The following is an 18,111-nucleotide window of genomic DNA, read 5'->3' on the forward strand; positions in this document are numbered from 1 at the left end:
TAGTGGTTTTAGTTATTTAATACATGATTAAGATGAAGAACAATTGATACAATGATAAATCCTAGTGGAATAACAATTGCAAATGCCTTAGCAAACTTAGTAGCACCAACAGAAAACTTATTATTGAATCCTACCGATTGAAACGATGATGCAAATCCGTGCCATAAATGTAATGCTAAGAAAACAAAAGAAATGACATACAGTATAGTACGAACATGACTTTCGAATTTCTCTAGTAACTCGGGATAATAACGAGCTGGATCTTCTGGAGCAAATTCCACATATTTATGTACCATTTCAGGAATCCAGAAATCATAAAAATGCAATCCTAAAAATGCTAGAATTACTAAACCTGAAAGAATCATATTTCTGGACATCCAAGAAGAATTAGCTCCGCCACTATATTTAGCGTATTTAACTGCTCTGGCGTTTCTATTTTTTATTTCTAAAATAAATCCCATAATAAAATGGAAAACTACCCCAAAAATTAACACTGGCTGTAAAGCAAACTGCACCAATGGATTTGTACCCATAAAATGTGATAACTCATTAAAAGTCTCTGGACTAATAATAGAAGTCAAATTAATGGTAAAGTGCTGTAATAAGAAAAACACTAAGAAAAGTCCCGAAAGTGCCATCGCCACCTTTCTAGCTATTGAAGATTTTATCAATCCACTCATTATTAAGAATGTTTAGAATTTTTGAATAGCAAAAGTAAGCTTCAAACTTGTTTTTAACAAGATTTTGATGTTTTTATGCTGTATTTATAATGAATTAAAATAGATTTCAAATTTTGTTGAGCTTTCATTACGAAATCGTTTGAAATATAGGGACAATTTTAAACAAAAAGCAAATGACATAATTACTACTATTGCATCTTCATCTTAATTAAATGAGTGACGTTTATCTTTATTTCAAATTTATTTTGAGCCATCACAACACTATTTTCTAACTAATCTTGTTATTAATAGCTTTTAAATATTCCATTACCGATTTTACAGAAATTTAAAAAACGAAAAACACTATTTTTGAGAAATCATCGAATTTTAAATAAATGACTTTCTTCTCAAAACAACTTCTATCAATAGGGCTCATTACTATATTTGTGTTTCTAACCAAAACTGTAACTGCTACCGAAATTCAATCAATCATTCCTGATAGTTTGGTAACTAAATCTCCTAAGCAATTAATAGAAAGTATACAACACTCTACCCTTGAAGAAAGTAAAATTTATGAAATCGCCCTTAATAAGATTTCCGATAGTGATCTAATTTTAGCACAACAGCACTATAACATAGCGGTATTCTTCTATAAAAAGGAGGAATATGAACGTAGCACCTATTATCTAAATAAAACTATCAAACTTGCAAAAAAGATAGAAGACGATACGTTTTTATCTAAATGTTATATAAAATTAGGAAATGCTTATTTAAAAGACTGGAAAAATCAAAAATCCCTTGATTCTTATGATCTCGCACTAAAAATTTTACAAAAGAATAAAAATATAAAATATGAACTTGCAGTAAATTCAGGATTAGCAATGATTCTTAGAAGAATGCAGCAATTGGATAAAGCATTAGAGGTTTGTAAAAACGCATTACGACTTATTGAAAATTCATCATATAAAAATAGTATAGATCACGTTAAATTTCTTACCATAATTAGTGAGACATACCTCGATCAAAGAAAATATGATTCGGTGCTACATTATGCAGACATAGGTATAGCAATGGCAGAACCGTTGGATTATTCTATAGGACATATTGATTTATTAACTAAAAAAGGCATCGTATCATATAATAGAAACAAACTACCCCAAGCATTGGAGCATTTTTATTCAGCTGAGGATATTCTGATAAATAAGAAGATTACCCAAAAAAAATCAATACTAAATCTCTATTATTTTCTGGCAAGTTGTTTTTATGAGCAAAAAGAATATAATAAAGCCATTTCTTACTTAAAAAACACGGAACCTCTATTAGAAGAAAAAGATTCAAGAAACATAAGATTCATAGATATAAATAACTTATTTGCAAAATGCTATAAAGTAATTGACAAAAAACAGGAATCAATATATTTAGAGAAAGTTGTAGCACTACAAGCACAGTTTCAGCATGCAACAAACAAAACTGTAAACAAATTACATAAGCAGAATACCCAAAAACTAGAAAATAAATTAAAAGCGCGTTATAAAGAGTATGTGTTCTTTATACTACTATTCGTTTGTGTTTTTATAATGTTTATTCTTTTTAAATATTTTAGAAAACAAAAAAGTAATAAAGTGCGTTTTGATACATTAATACAAAAAATAAACACTTTAGAACCCAAAGAAAAAAACCAGACTAAGTCTATTATCATTGATGACAAAAAAGTTAATGCTGTTCTTAATGGATTACACAAACTCGAAAGCCAAGAGTTTTTCTTAAATACCGATTGTGATTTAAGATCCATGTCTAAAAAAGTAAAAACAAATACTACCTATTTATCTAAAATCATTAAAACGCATAAAGCAGCTAGTTTCAACGACTATATTAATGATCTAAGAATCGAATATGCTCTAAAAAGGTTAAAGAACGACAAAAAGTTTAGATCATTTTCTGTTAAATCAATTGCTCTAGAAATTGGATATAAAACGGATAATTCGTTTACTAAACATTTTAAATCAAAGACAGGATTAAACCCTTCTTATTACATCAAAAAAATAAGTAATCAGAGTTAAAATACACATAGAATAACAGATTATTACAAAAGATAAAAGCTCCTCTATTTAATTGCTAAATCTCACCTTAATTTCTTTAAAATACGGTTACTTATTTATGAATTATCGGGTATAAAAAGTACCTTGATAACATATTCATTGGAGTGCATATAAAAATAATAATTCATTTTAAACATTAAGATTATGAAAACAAAACAAGAACAGAGTATCACTTTTAAAAAGCTTACTATCGCTAAGATCAACACAAGTTCTATGCATAAGATAAAAGGTGGAGATTGCGAAGTAATCGAACCTGATATGGGTACTCATGAGAGTATTTGTATTTGTGATAATCCTTACTAAAAAAGGAATAAAAAAAACTGTTATTATTTACATCCGTATTTTGTGAAAAATACGGATGTTTCATTTTTTTACACCTTCATTTCGGTATACCTTGAGTACAGAATCGTAGTACAATAAGTACTTGATTTTAAAAAGGGGAAACCGAAAACCTTGTCAAAGAGTAGGTAAAACACGAATAATTTAAAACACAAAATTATGTTATCTGAAATTTTAAAATTAAAAGATGTTGAGCAGTTAGACAAAAAACAACAAAAAGGAATTAAGGGAGGTACTATACAATATCCTATTGGATGTCAAAGAAGAAGAGATTGTATTATAGTAACTGGAGATGCGGGTTGGGCATGTATCAATAGAACATGCATAGCTTTATAAAAAAAATTCATCTTAAGTGCAGAATCGTAGTACAATAAGTACTTGATTCTATCAAGGGTTAACCCAAAACCTTTTCATAAAGCAGGTAAAATATCAATAATTTAAAACACAAAACTATGTTATCAAAAATTTTAAAATTAAACAACGTTGCAAAATTAGACAAAGTAGAACAGCAATCTATTAATGGTGGGTACTATTGTAGAACAAATATCCGTTGTTCTACAACACAGGATTGTTGGGAGGTAACAGGTGATTTTTCTGATAAATGTCACCAGGGATATTGTCATATATTTTAGGCATACAATTTTATTTATCATCTTTGAACCCTGAAAACTTCAGGGTTTTTTTACACCTTCTTTTTTTGATCTACAACTATGAGAAATATCCATTCTAAATTGCCTAACGTCTCTACTACAATTTTTACTGTTATGAGCAAATTAGCAAGCGAGCATCAAGCTATAAATCTGTCACAAGGCTTTCCTAACTTTGGAGGAGATCAACACCTCATCAATCTTGTTTCTAATGCAATGAATAATGGATATAATCAATATGCGCCTATGCCAGGTTTACTATCGTTAAGAGAAGTAATTGTAGAGAAAACTAATACGCTTTATAAAAGCAACTATCATCCAGAATCCGATATAACAATTACTTCTGGAGCAACACAGGCTATTTTTACAATCATTTCGGCATTTGTGAACACTGGAGATGAAGTGATTATTTTTAAACCAGCCTATGATTCTTATGAGCCTTCTATAGAATTATTTGGTGGAACGGTCATTCCAATTCAATTGTTAGCTCCTGATTATAGTATTGATTGGAAAGAAGTAGCACGTAAAATTACTTCTAAAACTAAAATGATCATCATCAACACTCCGCATAATCCAACTGGAACCATTTTATCTAAACAAGATATGTTTCAGTTAGAAATATTATTAAAGGATACCGATATCATCTTACTGAGTGATGAAGTTTATGAACATATTATTTTTAATGGTCAGGAACATCAGAGTATTGCCAGATTTCCAGGGTTAGCAGAAAGAGCTTTCATTACAGCTTCCTTTGGAAAGACTTTTCATACTACTGGTTGGAAAATGGGATACTGTCTTGCTCCCAAAGATCTTATGGCAGAATTCAGAAAAGTACATCAATTCAATGTTTTTTGCAGTAACCACCCTATGCAACAGGCATTAGCAGAATACCTGAAAACACCTGAGCATTATTTATCCTTGCCAGATTTTTATCAAGAAAAAAGGGATTTATTCTTATCTCTAATCAAAGATTCCCGATTTTCATACATTCCTGCAGCGGGAACTTATTTCCAGTTATTAGAGTATGCTGCCATTACGGATGAAGGTGATGTGGCTTTCGCCGAAAGGTTAACAAAAGAGCATAAAATTGCTTCGATTCCTGTTTCCGTGTTTAATATGAATCAACAGGATGATAAAGTACTACGATTTTGTTTTGCTAAAACAGAAGATACACTAAAACGTGCGGCAGAGATTTTATGTAGCATATAAACTATTGCCAATTAATATGATATAACTTCTAAAAATCGAATCGCAACTGAATAATCTCTACTTCTTCTTTTTCTTTCTTTTTTTGATCTTTTTTGCCTGTATTTAAATTTGAAAGTGAAATACCCAATAATCGAACAGAATTCTTCATTTCTGATTGATACAATAATTCTTTTGAAGTCTCTAATAGTATTGCAGCATCATTTACAAAATACGGTAATGTCTTACTACGAGTTTGAAGTGTGAAATCACTGTATTTAATCTTTAAAGTTACGGTTCTTCCAGATACTTTGCTCCTTTTTAATCTTTTTTGCAATTCTTCAGCGATGTTTTCTAATCGTTCCAGCATATATATTTCTGAAGATATATTTTCGTTAAAAGTTCTTTCTGCAGCCAATGATTTTCGTTCTCTATTTGGTTTCACTTCGCTCAAGTGTATTCCTCTAACAATATTATAATAATGCCCCCCAGATTTACCAAAATGTTGGGTTAGGAATTCTTCTGATTTAGTCTTTAGATCTTTCCCTGTATAAATTCCCATTTTGTACATCTTGGCTTGTGTAACCTTCCCAACGCCGTAGAATTTTTTAACATCCAGATCTTCTAAGAATTCGATTACTTCTTCCGGGTTTACCGTTTTTTGGCCATTGGGTTTATTATAATCACTTGCTACCTTAGCAATAAATTTATTAATGGATACTCCTGCAGAGGCAGTCAGTCCAACTTCATCAAAAATTTGTTGTCTGATCTCTTGAGCAATCAAAGAGGCGCTTGGGTTTCCTTTTTTATTTTCTGTTACGTCCAGATATGCCTCATCTAATGACAAAGGTTCTACCAAATCTGTATAGTCAAAAAATATTTTTCGAATCTGTTTAGAAATTTCCTGATATCGATCGAATCTTGGTCGTACAAAGAGTAGTTCAGGACACAGTTTTCTAGCAGTAAAACCTGGCATAGCCGAACGTACCCCAAATTTACGCGCTTCATAACTTGCTGCGCTAACTACCCCGCGTTTTCCTCCACCACCAACAGCTAATGGTTTCCCTTTAAGTTCAGGATTATCCATTTGTTCCACAGAAGCATAAAACGCATCCATGTCAACATGTATAATTTTTCTATGAGCAAGTAGTTCATCCACAATGCAAAAATAGTGGATTTAGAATCTTATTTTATAATATCTTTGGAGAAGGTATGTTATAACTCTTCTGTCCTCTCGAGCGGAGTCGAGAGATCTTTAATCTAATTACATCTCGACTCCGCTCGATTTGACCGAAATTGATTAATTATGAAAACTGCAATAATACTAGGTGCAACAGGATTAACAGGAGGAATTCTTTTAAGGTCATTACTTGAAGATGATCGATATGCTAAAATCAAATTGTTTTCTAGAAAAACTATTGGGATATCTCATCCTAAAATAGAAGAACACTTGATTAATGTACTTCAATTAAAAACTATTGCTGCCAATTTTATTGCAGACGAAGTATTTTGCTGCATTGGAACTACCAATGCTAAAACTCCAGACAAAGGATTATATCGAAGTATCGATTATGGTATTCCTGTAACAGCTGCTGAACTTTGTCGCCTAAATAGTATTAATACTTTTATCGTTGTATCAGCATTGGGAGCAGATTCAAGAAGTAATGTGTTTTACAATCGTACCAAAGGCGAAATGGAAGAAGCAGTTTTAGATCTAGAAATCTCTAAAACACACATATTACAACCATCATTAATCGGTGGTAAAAGAAATGAAAAAAGAGCTGGAGAATATTTCTTTAAGCAATTAATGAAGATCATGAATCCTTTACTAATTGGTTCTCTAAAAAAATACAAGTCCATTAATCCAGAAACCATAGCTTCTGCAATGGTATGGTTAGCAAATAATGAATTCAATAGAAAAAAAATAGTTTCTGATGAAATAAAAGAAATACAGGTGAAAAACACCCTATAATTCGTTCATATACGGTATACGTATCTTTCTGAACCCCTATTATTACTGAATATCCAAAACAGCTTCTACATTTGTTTAAAAATTATAAATCATTAAAAAACGAATAATGAAGTTATTAAAAAATCTCGCCTTAGTATTTATAACCTGTCTAATAACGACAAGTATTTTTGCTCAATCCAATGTAAAATCCTTTGAATTTAAAAAAGGAGAAATTCTAGACATTCTTTTACTAACCAATAAGCCTGATATCGCAAAGGACTTTGAAAAATACAAAAAGACTGCCTTCCCTGTAGCTTTTAAAAGGACCTATAGACCGCAACCTGGATTCAGTATTAAAGAAACCACCCAAGGAAATATCCAACCTACTAGTTTTCTTTTTGGAAAGTGGAGTGACTTAAAAAATCGCGAACAATTCATTGCTGAAATTGATAATGTTGTTCCGGATTTTCATCAGCAACGTAGAAATATGTGGTCTATATTTAATTTAACCTATTATGAAATGCCAAGAGACATTTCTTTCAAAATAGACAAAAGCAAATATATTGTAGCTACATCCTATTGGAAAAAAGATGCTGCATCTTTCAATAAATTCACTAAAACATGGTTACAAAAATCCATAGCAAAAGGAGGAAAAGAAATCATACAGCTAACCAACGGAAAGTCGCCTGTAGGTTATTACCACAACCCAGACCTACTAGTTATCACTCAATGGGAAAGCAAGTCAGCATTTGATGCTTTTTACAAAGAAAACCTTAAAATGGATCACAAAGGAGTGTTACATGTAAATCAGTTCGTATTAAACTAGTATATTAAACCCGATGTATGTTTTAGAGTTGCTAAAACATACATCGAATACATAAAAACAGATCATTACTAATATGCAATCATTCCTAAATCAGTTAGTCTATTTCGGATACTTTCAAAGCTTGTTTTTATTGTTTATTTATATTTTTTCTCCAAAAAAAAGAAAAAGCATCAATAAATACATTGCTTTTTTAGTACTAGTTTTAGCCGTAGGCCTAAGCGGTCGCATATTATATATCTCCGGTTACTTCGGAGATAATTACAGATGGGTTGTTTTTTCTGAATTCGCAACACTTCTATTTGGTGCTACGATTTACTTATTTACTCGATCTAGTTTATTGAATAAACCATTTTCGTATAAAGAATTACTTCATTACATACCTGCTTTAGTATATAACATATTTGTAACTGTTGCTTTTATTCTGCCATCAGATACCGTATTACAGGAAAGATCAGAAAGTGGAGAGAAATTTAGATTTACGTTATTCTTTATTGCTATTGGATTACTGTTTAATATCACGTATTGGGTTTTAAGTCTTAAAATATTTTTAAAATTCAGAAAAGACATCCAAAACGAATTAAGTTATACAGTAAAATCTCGGTTTTTCCTGAATTTCCTGATAGCAATAGGCGTCTGCCTTCTATGCTGGTTTAGTATGTTTATATATTGGCTCTTGGGACTCCCATTCTTAAACAAATCTGCTTGGCAGATCATATGGATAAGCATTGCTCTTATTATTCTATTTATTACATTTTATAATATAAAAGAACCTCAGTTATTCAAAGTTACTCAGCTAGTAACTCCTAAAAAATATGCGCAATCCAAGTTATCAAATCATGAGTTAGACAGTTTAAAATCTCAACTAGAAGGTTTAATGGAGGAAAGAAAACCATATTTAAACAGAAAACTCCTAAAATCTGAACTAGCGGAAATGTTAGGAGTAAGTAATCCTGAAATAGCACGTTTACTCAATGAACGAATAGGAATGAACTTTTTCGAATACGTAAACTATTATCGAATCAAAGAATTTATAGCCTTGGCAAAAACGGACCAGGCTAAAAACATGACTTTTTTTGGTCTTGCCCAAGAAGCAGGCTTCAACTCTAAAACTACATTTAATAAGTCGTTTAAAGATTTAATGGGAACTACTCCTAAAGAGTACTTTTCTAATCTTTAATCACATCAAAATTTCAACATACTATGTTTAAAATATTTTTTATCAGCATGATTTCCTTAGTAACAGTTCATGCACAACTTACCGTTCCTGCTCTAAGTCCATCTTCAAAAACTACACAAACTGTGGGATTGACTGAAATCGAAATCGCATATTTTAGACCCAGCAAAAGAAATCGAATCATTTTCGGAGAAAATGGCATTATTCCTTATAATGAATTATGGAGAACTGGTGCGAATGCCGCAACAAAAATCACTTTTAGTGATGACATTACCATTTTTGAAACACCAATAAAAAAAGGCTCCTACGCAATTCTTACGAAGCCAGGGAAAAGCAACTGGGAAATATATTTTTACACTTATACATCAGGCAATTGGAATAGCTATGTAAATCTAGAACCTATTGCTAGTTTCACAGCCAAGAATATCAAAACAAGTGACGTTATAGAAACACTACTAATCTATATTGATCAAATCACTTTAGATAGTTCACAATTAGTGTTTTCTTGGGATCGAAGCAAAATAGTAGTTCCCCTAAAATTTGACACACATAAAAAGACCATGGCCAGTATAGAAAAAACCATTTCTGGACCAACAGATTTTGATTATTTTCAGGTAGCGTTATACTTGCACGAAGCGCAAAAAGATCTAGATAGAGCGTTAGAGTATATTCAAAAAGTTACTAAAAACAAGAATGCATTGTTTTTTCAGGTGTATAGAGAATCACTAATCCTTGCAGATCTAAACAGAAAAACAGAAGCCATAGTAGCTGCAAAAAGATCATTAGAACTATCAAAAAAGGCGGGAAATAAAGATTTGGCTAGATTAAATGAGAGAAATATCAAAAAATGGTCTAAATAAAGATCATTTTATAATTTTAAGGTGCTAGATTTGAAAAATTATGGAATTTATAATTTTCAAATCTACGCCTTTTAAAAAAAGATAATATCTAATAGTATCAATGATTGAAATCGAACGCAAATTCTTAGTAACATCTGAATCTTTTAAGAAGGAAGCACAAAAAAACACCAAAATCTCACAAGGATATCTAAATTCTAATCCTGAGCGAGCTGTTAGAATTCGGATCAAAGGAGGTAAAGGGTTTCTAACAATTAAAGGTAAAAGCAATGATTCTGGAACTTCCCGTTTTGAATGGGAAAAAGAAATCGATCTCAAAGAAGCAGAAGTACTATTACAATTATGCGAAAAAGGTGTCATTGAAAAAACACGCTATGAGGTACAGATCGGAAACCACACCTATGAAGTAGATGAATTCTATGGTGAAAACGAAGGTCTGATAGTTGCAGAAATAGAATTATCTAATGAAAATGAAGAATTCTTAAAACCAGATTGGTTAGGAGAAGAGGTTACAGGTGATAACAGGTATTACAACTCTCAATTGAGCAAGAATCCCTATAAAATTTGGTAAAAATTACTATTTTCACATAGAAGAAGATTTAAATCATATAAAAATGAAGAAAATACTCCTGCTTCCTATACTGCTCTTTCTACTTTCTTGTCATCAAAAACCTAAAGAAGACACAACGGAATCCAAAGTGACACGAGAAGTTCTGGAAACCATAACACCATCTATAAAATCAGTTAGAGAAAAATTACTAAAAGATGGATTTCAAATATTTGATTATGTTGATACAGAAACAGGAGACACTATTCTAATGCAACAATACTTCATAGCTTTTTTAAAACGTGGACCAAATCGATCGCAATCCAAGGAAGTCACAGATAGTTTACAAAGACTACATTTAGCGCATCTGGGAAGAATGTATAAAGAAGGATATACCGATATTTCGGGTCCTTTTGGAGATGATGGTGATATCCGTGGGATTACCATATATAATACACCAACCCAAAAAATAGCAGACAGTCTTGCCAATATGGACCCAATGGTCAAAGCTGGTCGTTTAGTTATAGAAATACATCCTTGGTGGGCTGCCAAAGGATTTCCTCTACGTTAATTATTAAAAGTACTTTATCGTTAAATCAATCAACTTTTGCTTAAATTCTGTATATGGTGGTGTCATTAATTGAATAGCACTAGGGAACTTTTGATTAAACATAGCTCGTTCATTAGTAAATTCAATAAAACCGTAATGTCCTCTGGATTTACCGATACCGCTATTGTTAATCCCTCCAAATGGTAGATTGGGATTCCCCACATGAACGGCTGACATATTTATACAAGAACCACCAGCACTTGTATTTTGCATAAAATAATTGATATTTTTTTTACTCTGACTGTATACGTACAAAGACAGTGGTTTTTCTCTAGAGTTGATCAATTCTATCACTTCTTCCTTATTTTTATAGGTTATAATAGGAAGTATAGGACCAAAAATCTCATATTGCATCAAATCAGACTCCAAAGGAAGATCGGTAACTAAGGTTGGTTCGATATAATTTTCAGCTTCATCTAAAGTGCCACCATAAACTACTTTACCACCTTGTTTTATCGTGTTTTCCAGATATGCTTTTAATCTAGAAAAGTGTTTAGCATTAATAATCCTGAGATAGTCTGGAGAATGCATCGCATCAGAACCATAGTGTTTTGTGATTTGATTTGAGAGGCTTTGAACCAATTCCTCTTTTTTACTTTCGTGAACAATTACATAATCTGGAGCAATACATATTTGTCCTGCATTGATAAATTTTGCCCAAGTAATTCTTTGAACTATAGCTTTAATATTTGCTGTTTCATCTATGATTGTAGGAGACTTCCCTCCTAACTCTAATGTTATACTGGACAAATATTTTGCAGCAGCAGACATAACGATTTTACCAATTTCTGGTGCTCCAGTAAAAAAGATATGACTAAATTTCATATCCAATAAGGCAGTGGATATAGTTACACCGCCCTCTACTAAAGCAATTTCCTTCCTATCAAAGGTTTCCTCAATAATTATTTTCATCACACGTACCGTATGAGAGGTAAACTCAGATGGTTTGAGTATAATCGTATTTCCAGCAGCAATTGCAGATACTAAAGGAGCAAAAAGCAGCTGCATTGGATAGTTCCAAGGAGCAATAATCAGGCACATTCCTTTTGGTTCATATTGAATCCAGGAAGTCGTTCCTATCATTGTTACTGGACTTGAAACATGTGTAGGTTTCATCCAACTTCTTAGATTTTTTATGGCAAATCTAATTTCCGTAAATACTGGATAAATTTCAGTAAGGTCAACTTCTGCAGCGGGTTTTCTAAAATCCTTCCACATAGCATCCTGTAATTCTTTTCGATATTTTAGAATATTCTTTTGAAATTTCTTCAGTTTTTTAATCCGCTCTGAAGCGGTAGTTTTTCCAACAGTTCTATGGTAAGATTTCTGTTGGGCATATATGTCATTTATTACCGAAATAGACGTTTCCTGAATATCAGTGACCATAATACATTTCGTTTAAGCGAATAGTGACTGTAATTTCATCGCAACTCCCATATCCCCTTTAATTTTTACCTTTCCATTCATCACTGCACCCATAGGATTAAGTTCTCCTTTAATCAAAGCCATAAAATCATCAAAAGTAACATCTACTTGACAATCTGCTTCCTTATCTTCAATAGAAACAAGGTTTTTATCACCTGTTCCATCAATAAATAATTGATCTTCTCCAAAATTAAACTTTAGTGTGTTTTTTAAACTATCTGCTTTTCCTGCCTTTTCCTGAATAGTCTCTAGTACATTTTCTATTTTACTCATAATCTTACTTTCGTTATTATTATTACTGTTTACATCCTTTTTATTTGCTTGCTCATAAGAGACATCATCGATAACCATTTTTGCTATAATTTCTCTCATAATCTCTGAGGTGCCACCTCCTATAGTTCCGATTCTACTATCTCTAAACATTCTGGCTATTTTAAAATCTTCCATATACCCATATCCTCCAAAAGATTGTAGGCATTGCGTCATCGTTTTATCAGACAATTCCGTTGCCAAAAGTTTAGCCATAGAACATTCTTTAACCGCATACTTACCGTCATTATTTAATCTGGAACAGTATAACACAAATTGTTTACAAGACTCTATCTCTGAAGTCAGTTGTGCCATGCGATGTCTCAACACCTGAAACTTATTGATAGGCCTACCAAACGCTGCTCTTTCTGACATATACTGTAGCGTGTATCCCATTGCAGCTTCACAAGCGGCATATCCCATAATAGATCCAGCTAACCTTTCTACCTGTAAGCCTCCCATCAAATAGTAAAACCCTTGTCCTTCTTCTCCTATAAGATTCTCTTTGGGTATCTTAACATTATCAAATGCTAGTTCTGCTGTGTCTGAAGCATGCCATCCCAATTTCTTTAGCTTGGTTTTAGAAATACCTTGTTTATCTAAATCTACAATCAGCAAACTTACCCCTTCAGGCCCTGCTTTAGGATCTGTCTTTACAACACATACTACGAAATCTCCATAAATAGCATTGGTGATAAAGGTTTTTGAACCATTAAGAATATAATGATCTCCATCTAGTATTGCCGTTGTTTTTATATTAGCCACATCGGATCCAGCTGATGGTTCAGAAATACCAATACAACTAATCTTTTCTCCAGAGATAATTCCTGGAAGATATTTTTGCTTTAGTTGTTGAGAACCGTATTTCAAAATATACGGCCCTGACATATATTGAACTACTGCCTGTGTAATTGCAAATCCTCCCGAAAACACTTTAGCAGTTTCTTCAATGAATATAACATCATAAAAGAAATCCAGATTTGCTCCACCAAATTCTTCGGGATAAGAGAGTCCAAGAAAACCCATCTGCCCCATTTTCTTCCATATTTCTCTAGGAATACGTTGATCTTCTTCCCATTGATCAATATTCGGCACCACTTCTTTTTGTAAAAAAGCCCTAAGACTTTCTCTAAATAGCGTATGTCCTTCATCAAAATAATAGCTGTTCATGATTATATTCTTTTAGATTTTATACTGATTTTCTTGTATAAAATAAGTTGCGATTGTTCTTCTATCCATAATAATATTCCTCATTGGCAGCTGTAATAATTTATGAATTGCCTTAAGGTTGGTTAGTCCCATATCTCCTTCAGAAGCAGCAAAAATCACATCTTTAGCAGCAATCTTAATAAGATCTGCAGAAGTATGCATAAATGTTGAGCTTATAGCTTCGCGAACACTTTGATGCTGTTCTTTGTTTTTTAAAGTCCTAAGTATAACTCCTTCCAACATATATATTTGTGAAATAATATCTGCCAATCGTGATAATACTTCTTGTTCTTCCTGAATATCTTGTTGAAACTTTTGCATTGCCTGGCCACTAATGAGCATGGCACATTTCTTACAATTTTCTAAAAAATCCAAAGCGAATTCACCAAATGGCTTACTACTATCTGCGGGTTTTAGATTTCCAGACTGTAGTTCCTGAAAAGCCTGCATTGCAGACTCCATCAATGGTAGTTTTCCTTTAAGAGCGTATTTAAGAATTGTACCAGGTATTACCAATCGATTGATCTCATTAGTACCTTCATAGATTCGGTTACCTCTAATATTCCTATAATGAATAGAAATTTCACTTTCTCCAGAGAAGCCCATTCCACCATGTATTTGTAATGCTTCATCTATCACATATTGTTCTACTTCAGATCCAAAAACTTTTATTACGGCACATTCTGCTGCAAATTCCTGGGCAACTTTTTGTTTAGCTATTAGAGGATCTAAACCTTCAGCAATAAACTCATCATACAGAGTATCCATATCACCTCCTAATCGATTCCATCCTGATTCTATCGCATAAATACGAATTGCCATGTTGGCTATTTTTTCCTGGATAGCTCCAAAAGATGCAATCGGTTTTTTAAACTGGATTCGTTGATTAGCATATTGTACTCCTAACCTAAAACCTCTTTTTGCAATAGCAGATCCAGCTACACCAATCATCAAACGACCCATATTAAGTGAATTCATGGCAATCTTGAACCCTTTATTTCTTTCACCTAGAAGATTTTCTACAGGAACTTTTACATTTTCGAAAAACACTTGTCTTGTTGAAGATCCGTGTATTCCCAATTTATTCTCTTCTACGCCTAACTTTACTCCCCATTCCTTTTCTACAATAAGACACGATAAGTTTTCATCATCTTCAATTTTACAAAACACCGAAAAGACATCTGCAAAACCCGCATTCGTAATCCACATTTTTTGACCATTGAGAATATAATGCTTTCCGTCTTCGCTTATCGATGCTTTTGTTTTACCGGAATTAGCATCTGATCCTGCACCAGGTTCTGTAAGACAATAAGAACATTTCAATTTTCCAGATAGGATATCATCAAGATACTTGGCTTTTTGAGCTTGTGTTCCATAAAAAAGAATGGTATTGACCCCTAATCCTCTTTGGATTCCTAAAGTCTGAGAGAAAGAAAAACTATCCGACATAATTTCTGAAGCTGCCAAATCTGTTCTAATATCGCAACCCATCCCTCCAATATTTTCTGGAACCGAGATTGCTAAGAAACCTAAATCCCCTAGTTTTTCTAATATTTCAGGAGCAATTTCAGTCCCTTTTTTACTATCAAAAACATCTTTAAGCGGTTCTATTTCTTTATTTAAAAAATCCCGAATAGCTTCGCGCAGCATATGGTGTTCTTCCGTATAATCTTCAGGAGTAAACACAGTATTTGGATCACTTGATTTGATCAAAAACTCACCACCTTTAATTATTTCTAGTTTTGATTCCATAAAAATTAATTCATAAACGATTTAAGTACATTCGCTAAGCCCATCTTATCGAATCCTAAATGCTGCGCTCCATCTACATATAACGAAACCCCTGTAATATATGCTGACATGGGACTGGATAAGAATGTTACAGCATTTGAAACATCTTCTACTTTTCCGAATCTTTTTAAAGGAATAGCTTTTTGAGCTTCTTCAAACATATCCTGGATTTGTTTTGGATAATTATCCAATCCACTTGATTCAATAATTCCAGGTGCTACACAATTGATTCTTATATTAAAATTACTCCATTCCTGAGCAAGTGTTTTAGTCAAATTTTCTACTCCTGCTCGGGCAGCTCCTGTATGTGCCATTCCAGGAAATCCACGTAATACTTCAGCGGTAATATTTACAATTACTCCTTGTTTTTGCGGAATAAAAAAGGCGTTTGCCATTTCTCTTATCATGGAAAATGTCCCATTGAGGTTATTATTAATTACAGCATTCCAGCCTTTATCGTTAATATATTCAGCCAAAGCAGGAAACTGACCTCCAGCATTATTGACTAAAATATCTAGTCTTTTATACTTATCTTTTATCATAGCAGCCAGCGATTGAATCTCTTCCGTATTCCTGATATCGCAAGCTTGGTAGGACAATTCTCCGTATACCGATAATTCTTCGGCTGCAGTCTTAAGTTTATCTTCTTTACGAGAGCAAATAATCACCTTTCCTCCAAGTTGTAAGAAATCCTTAGCTATCTGAAAACCAATTCCTGACCTTCCTCCCGTTACTAATACTACTTTATCTTTAAATGTATCTGACTTAAACATAGTTATGCGTTTACCTTTTTTGGAATATTAAGCATTGTTCTTGCTTCTTCTATAGAAGCTATTTCTCTTCCGATCATTCTGGCCAATGATGCACCAGCTTCTACCAATTCTCCATTAGATCTTGCCATATCACCATTTGGCAAGTAAAAATTATCCTCTAATCCTACCCTAAAGTTTCCTCCCATTGCAGCTGCAATAGCAGAGAGTTGCCATTGTTTACGGCTAATGACTATAGATTGCCAAAAAGCTCCTTCAGGAACTTGTTTTATTTGATGGATTAGGTTTTCTGGAGTTGCCGGAATTCCACCCATCACTCCCATAACCAAACTATAGCAAGCATTATCCGGTAAAAGTCCCATCGCCTTTAAAGGTTCAGCATTTCTGATATGTCCGGTATCAAAACATTCCATTTCAGGGCAAATGTTGTTCTCATTCATTGTAGTCACCACTTTAATCATATCATCAAACGAGTTTTCAAAAACTCCATTCCAGATAAATTGTTTAGCACTTTTGGAAAAAATGGCATAATTCATACTTCCCATATTAAAAGCAGCCATATCGGGTTTGGTAGCAGGTAGATGTTTTAATCTATCATCAATAGACAAACCAATTGCTCCAGTAGAATAATTGATAATTACATCAGGACAATGTTTTCGGACTTCTGTTGTAATTTGTTCAAATACTTCTGTTCTCCAACTAGGCATTCCATTATCTTCTCTAGCATGAATATGAACAATAGCAGCTCCTGCATCTACCGCACGTTTTGCTTCCAGTCCCAACTCTTCTGGAGTATAAGGGATATCCGGGCAATGTGTCCTATTCGTTGCGGCTCCTGTAAGTGCTGCAGAAAGAATCATTTTTTTAAAAGCCATATTTTCTTAAATTTTAATTTCATTCTCCTGTCCAAACAGGCTGTCTTTTTTCTCTAAAAGCAAGTAATCCTTCTTGACCATCTTTAGAACCCACAGTCTTTTGAAGCATCTCCATAAGATATTTATGTTTTGAAGCTTGCTCGTTTATAGTATCCAAAGCCTCCAAACCTAATCTAATAGCGGTTGGAGAATTTGCTTTAATCTCATTAAGTAAACCATCCATAGTACTGTCAATAGTTTCTGGAGTAGTAATATGTGTAATCAATCCAAAATTTTTAGCATCTGTAACGTCCAAATCACATCCTCTAATACACCAATCTACAACGCTACGTTTCGGCATAACTTCCAGAAGAGCAGCCATTACCTGAAAAGGAAACAAACCTCTTTTTACTTCGGGTAATCCTAATACAATTCCTTCGTTGCATAGTACGTAATTAGCTCCCGCTAAGAAGAAAAAACCTCCTGCTAATACTTTTCCTTCTACTTTGGTAATAATGGGCTTGTGTACTTTATTAAAGAGTTCTCCGATTAGTACTTCTCCTTTTGCCTGAGGAATTGAAGATTCGAATTCTCCCACCATTCCCATAAAAGCTTTCAAATCTGCACCTGCACAAAATACATCCCCTACAGCATCTATAACTATAGCTCTAATAGTATTGTTTTGCTTGGCAAATTGCATGGCAAATGCTATTTCCTGAACCATCTGAGGATGTATGGCATTTTTTTTCTCAGCTCTATTTAGGGTAAGCGTCATTACATGATCCTTTACTCTTAGTTTTATAAAGGCGTACTTCTGGTTTAAAGCATCTTTAATAAGTCCTAGGTCGAAAAAATCCAT

The 18,111-nt window shown here is 33.1% G+C and carries 19 protein-coding genes; 11 read left to right on the forward strand and 8 right to left on the reverse strand.

Features of this window, described 5'->3' with window-relative positions:
- Positions 1–8: 8 nt before the first annotated feature.
- A complete protein-coding gene (locus Q0975_RS03700) occupies positions 9–680 on the reverse strand; it encodes a succinate dehydrogenase cytochrome b subunit (RefSeq protein WP_299433254.1) in 672 nt (223 codons plus the stop codon).
- A 374-nt stretch (positions 681–1,054) separates the two neighbouring features.
- On the opposite strand from Q0975_RS03700, the gene Q0975_RS03705 reads away from it, so the two are divergent.
- The 5 genes from Q0975_RS03705 to Q0975_RS03725 all read left to right on the forward strand — a co-directional run bounded on the left by Q0975_RS03705 (position 1,055) and on the right by Q0975_RS03725 (position 4,953).
- Positions 1,055–2,719, forward strand: a complete 1,665-nt coding sequence (locus Q0975_RS03705) for a response regulator transcription factor (RefSeq protein ID WP_299433257.1) — start codon at positions 1,055–1,057, stop codon at positions 2,717–2,719.
- Between the two features lie 183 nt (positions 2,720–2,902).
- The gene (locus tag Q0975_RS03710) at positions 2,903–3,061 is read left to right on the forward strand and encodes a class I lanthipeptide (RefSeq protein ID WP_299433260.1); all 159 of its coding nucleotides are present in this window, start codon (positions 2,903–2,905) and stop codon (positions 3,059–3,061) included.
- Between the two features lie 195 nt (positions 3,062–3,256).
- Positions 3,257–3,433 carry a hypothetical protein gene (locus Q0975_RS03715; protein ID WP_299433262.1) on the forward strand — a complete coding sequence of 59 codons (177 nt, stop codon included), beginning with the start codon at positions 3,257–3,259 and terminating at the stop codon, positions 3,431–3,433.
- Between the two features lie 116 nt (positions 3,434–3,549).
- Positions 3,550–3,729: a hypothetical protein gene (locus Q0975_RS03720; protein WP_299433265.1), complete on the forward strand. Its 180-nt coding sequence runs from the start codon at positions 3,550–3,552 to the stop codon at positions 3,727–3,729.
- Positions 3,730–3,807: 78 nt separating this feature from the next.
- The gene (locus Q0975_RS03725; RefSeq protein ID WP_299433268.1) at positions 3,808–4,953 is read left to right on the forward strand and encodes a methionine aminotransferase; all 1,146 of its coding nucleotides are present in this window, start codon (positions 3,808–3,810) and stop codon (positions 4,951–4,953) included.
- A 28-nt stretch (positions 4,954–4,981) separates the two neighbouring features.
- Here the strand turns inward: Q0975_RS03725 and dinB are convergent, their stop codons facing one another.
- Complete coding sequence (gene dinB, locus Q0975_RS03730; protein ID WP_299433271.1) at positions 4,982–6,088, reverse strand: DNA polymerase IV; 1,107 nt, start codon at positions 6,086–6,088, stop codon at positions 4,982–4,984.
- A 147-nt stretch (positions 6,089–6,235) separates the two neighbouring features.
- On the opposite strand from dinB, the gene Q0975_RS03735 reads away from it, so the two are divergent.
- From Q0975_RS03735 to Q0975_RS03760, 6 genes are all read left to right on the forward strand, one after another.
- Complete coding sequence (locus Q0975_RS03735) at positions 6,236–6,901, forward strand: nucleoside-diphosphate sugar epimerase (protein WP_299433274.1); 666 nt, start codon at positions 6,236–6,238, stop codon at positions 6,899–6,901.
- A gap of 106 nt (positions 6,902–7,007) precedes the next feature.
- Entirely contained in the window at positions 7,008–7,706 is a 699-nt protein-coding gene (locus Q0975_RS03740; protein ID WP_299433276.1) for a hypothetical protein, read from the forward strand.
- A 73-nt stretch (positions 7,707–7,779) separates the two neighbouring features.
- Positions 7,780–8,883 carry a helix-turn-helix domain-containing protein gene (locus Q0975_RS03745; protein ID WP_299433279.1) on the forward strand — a complete coding sequence of 368 codons (1,104 nt, stop codon included), beginning with the start codon at positions 7,780–7,782 and terminating at the stop codon, positions 8,881–8,883.
- A gap of 23 nt (positions 8,884–8,906) precedes the next feature.
- Complete coding sequence (locus Q0975_RS03750) at positions 8,907–9,740, forward strand: DUF2911 domain-containing protein (protein WP_299433282.1); 834 nt, start codon at positions 8,907–8,909, stop codon at positions 9,738–9,740.
- Between the two features lie 100 nt (positions 9,741–9,840).
- Positions 9,841–10,308, forward strand: a complete 468-nt coding sequence (locus Q0975_RS03755; RefSeq protein WP_299433285.1) for a CYTH domain-containing protein — start codon at positions 9,841–9,843, stop codon at positions 10,306–10,308.
- Positions 10,309–10,351: 43 nt separating this feature from the next.
- Positions 10,352–10,855: a hypothetical protein gene (locus tag Q0975_RS03760; protein WP_299433288.1), complete on the forward strand. Its 504-nt coding sequence runs from the start codon at positions 10,352–10,354 to the stop codon at positions 10,853–10,855.
- Between the two features lie 3 nt (positions 10,856–10,858).
- On the opposite strand, the gene Q0975_RS03765 is transcribed toward Q0975_RS03760, so the two are convergent.
- From Q0975_RS03765 to Q0975_RS03795, 6 genes are read right to left on the reverse strand one after another with little or no spacing between them, the layout of a single operon-like run.
- Complete coding sequence (locus tag Q0975_RS03765) at positions 10,859–12,280, reverse strand: aldehyde dehydrogenase family protein (protein ID WP_299433291.1); 1,422 nt, start codon at positions 12,278–12,280, stop codon at positions 10,859–10,861.
- Between the two features lie 12 nt (positions 12,281–12,292).
- Complete coding sequence (locus Q0975_RS03775) at positions 12,293–13,798, reverse strand: acyl-CoA dehydrogenase family protein (protein ID WP_366888106.1); 1,506 nt, start codon at positions 13,796–13,798, stop codon at positions 12,293–12,295.
- 12 nt (positions 13,799–13,810) lie between these two features.
- Positions 13,811–15,589 (reverse strand): acyl-CoA dehydrogenase family protein, encoded by a 1,779-nt coding sequence (locus tag Q0975_RS03780; protein ID WP_299433294.1) that lies wholly within the window; start codon positions 15,587–15,589, stop codon positions 13,811–13,813.
- 5 nt (positions 15,590–15,594) lie between these two features.
- Positions 15,595–16,401, reverse strand: a complete 807-nt coding sequence (locus tag Q0975_RS03785) for an SDR family oxidoreductase (RefSeq protein ID WP_299433297.1) — start codon at positions 16,399–16,401, stop codon at positions 15,595–15,597.
- A 2-nt stretch (positions 16,402–16,403) separates the two neighbouring features.
- Entirely contained in the window at positions 16,404–17,273 is an 870-nt protein-coding gene (locus Q0975_RS03790; RefSeq protein WP_299433300.1) for a 3-keto-5-aminohexanoate cleavage protein, read from the reverse strand.
- Positions 17,274–17,292: 19 nt separating this feature from the next.
- A complete protein-coding gene (locus tag Q0975_RS03795) occupies positions 17,293–18,111 on the reverse strand; it encodes an enoyl-CoA hydratase-related protein (protein ID WP_299433303.1) in 819 nt (272 codons plus the stop codon).

Source organism: uncultured Aquimarina sp., assembly GCF_947500065.1.
Lineage (GTDB): Bacteria > Bacteroidota > Bacteroidia > Flavobacteriales > Flavobacteriaceae > Aquimarina.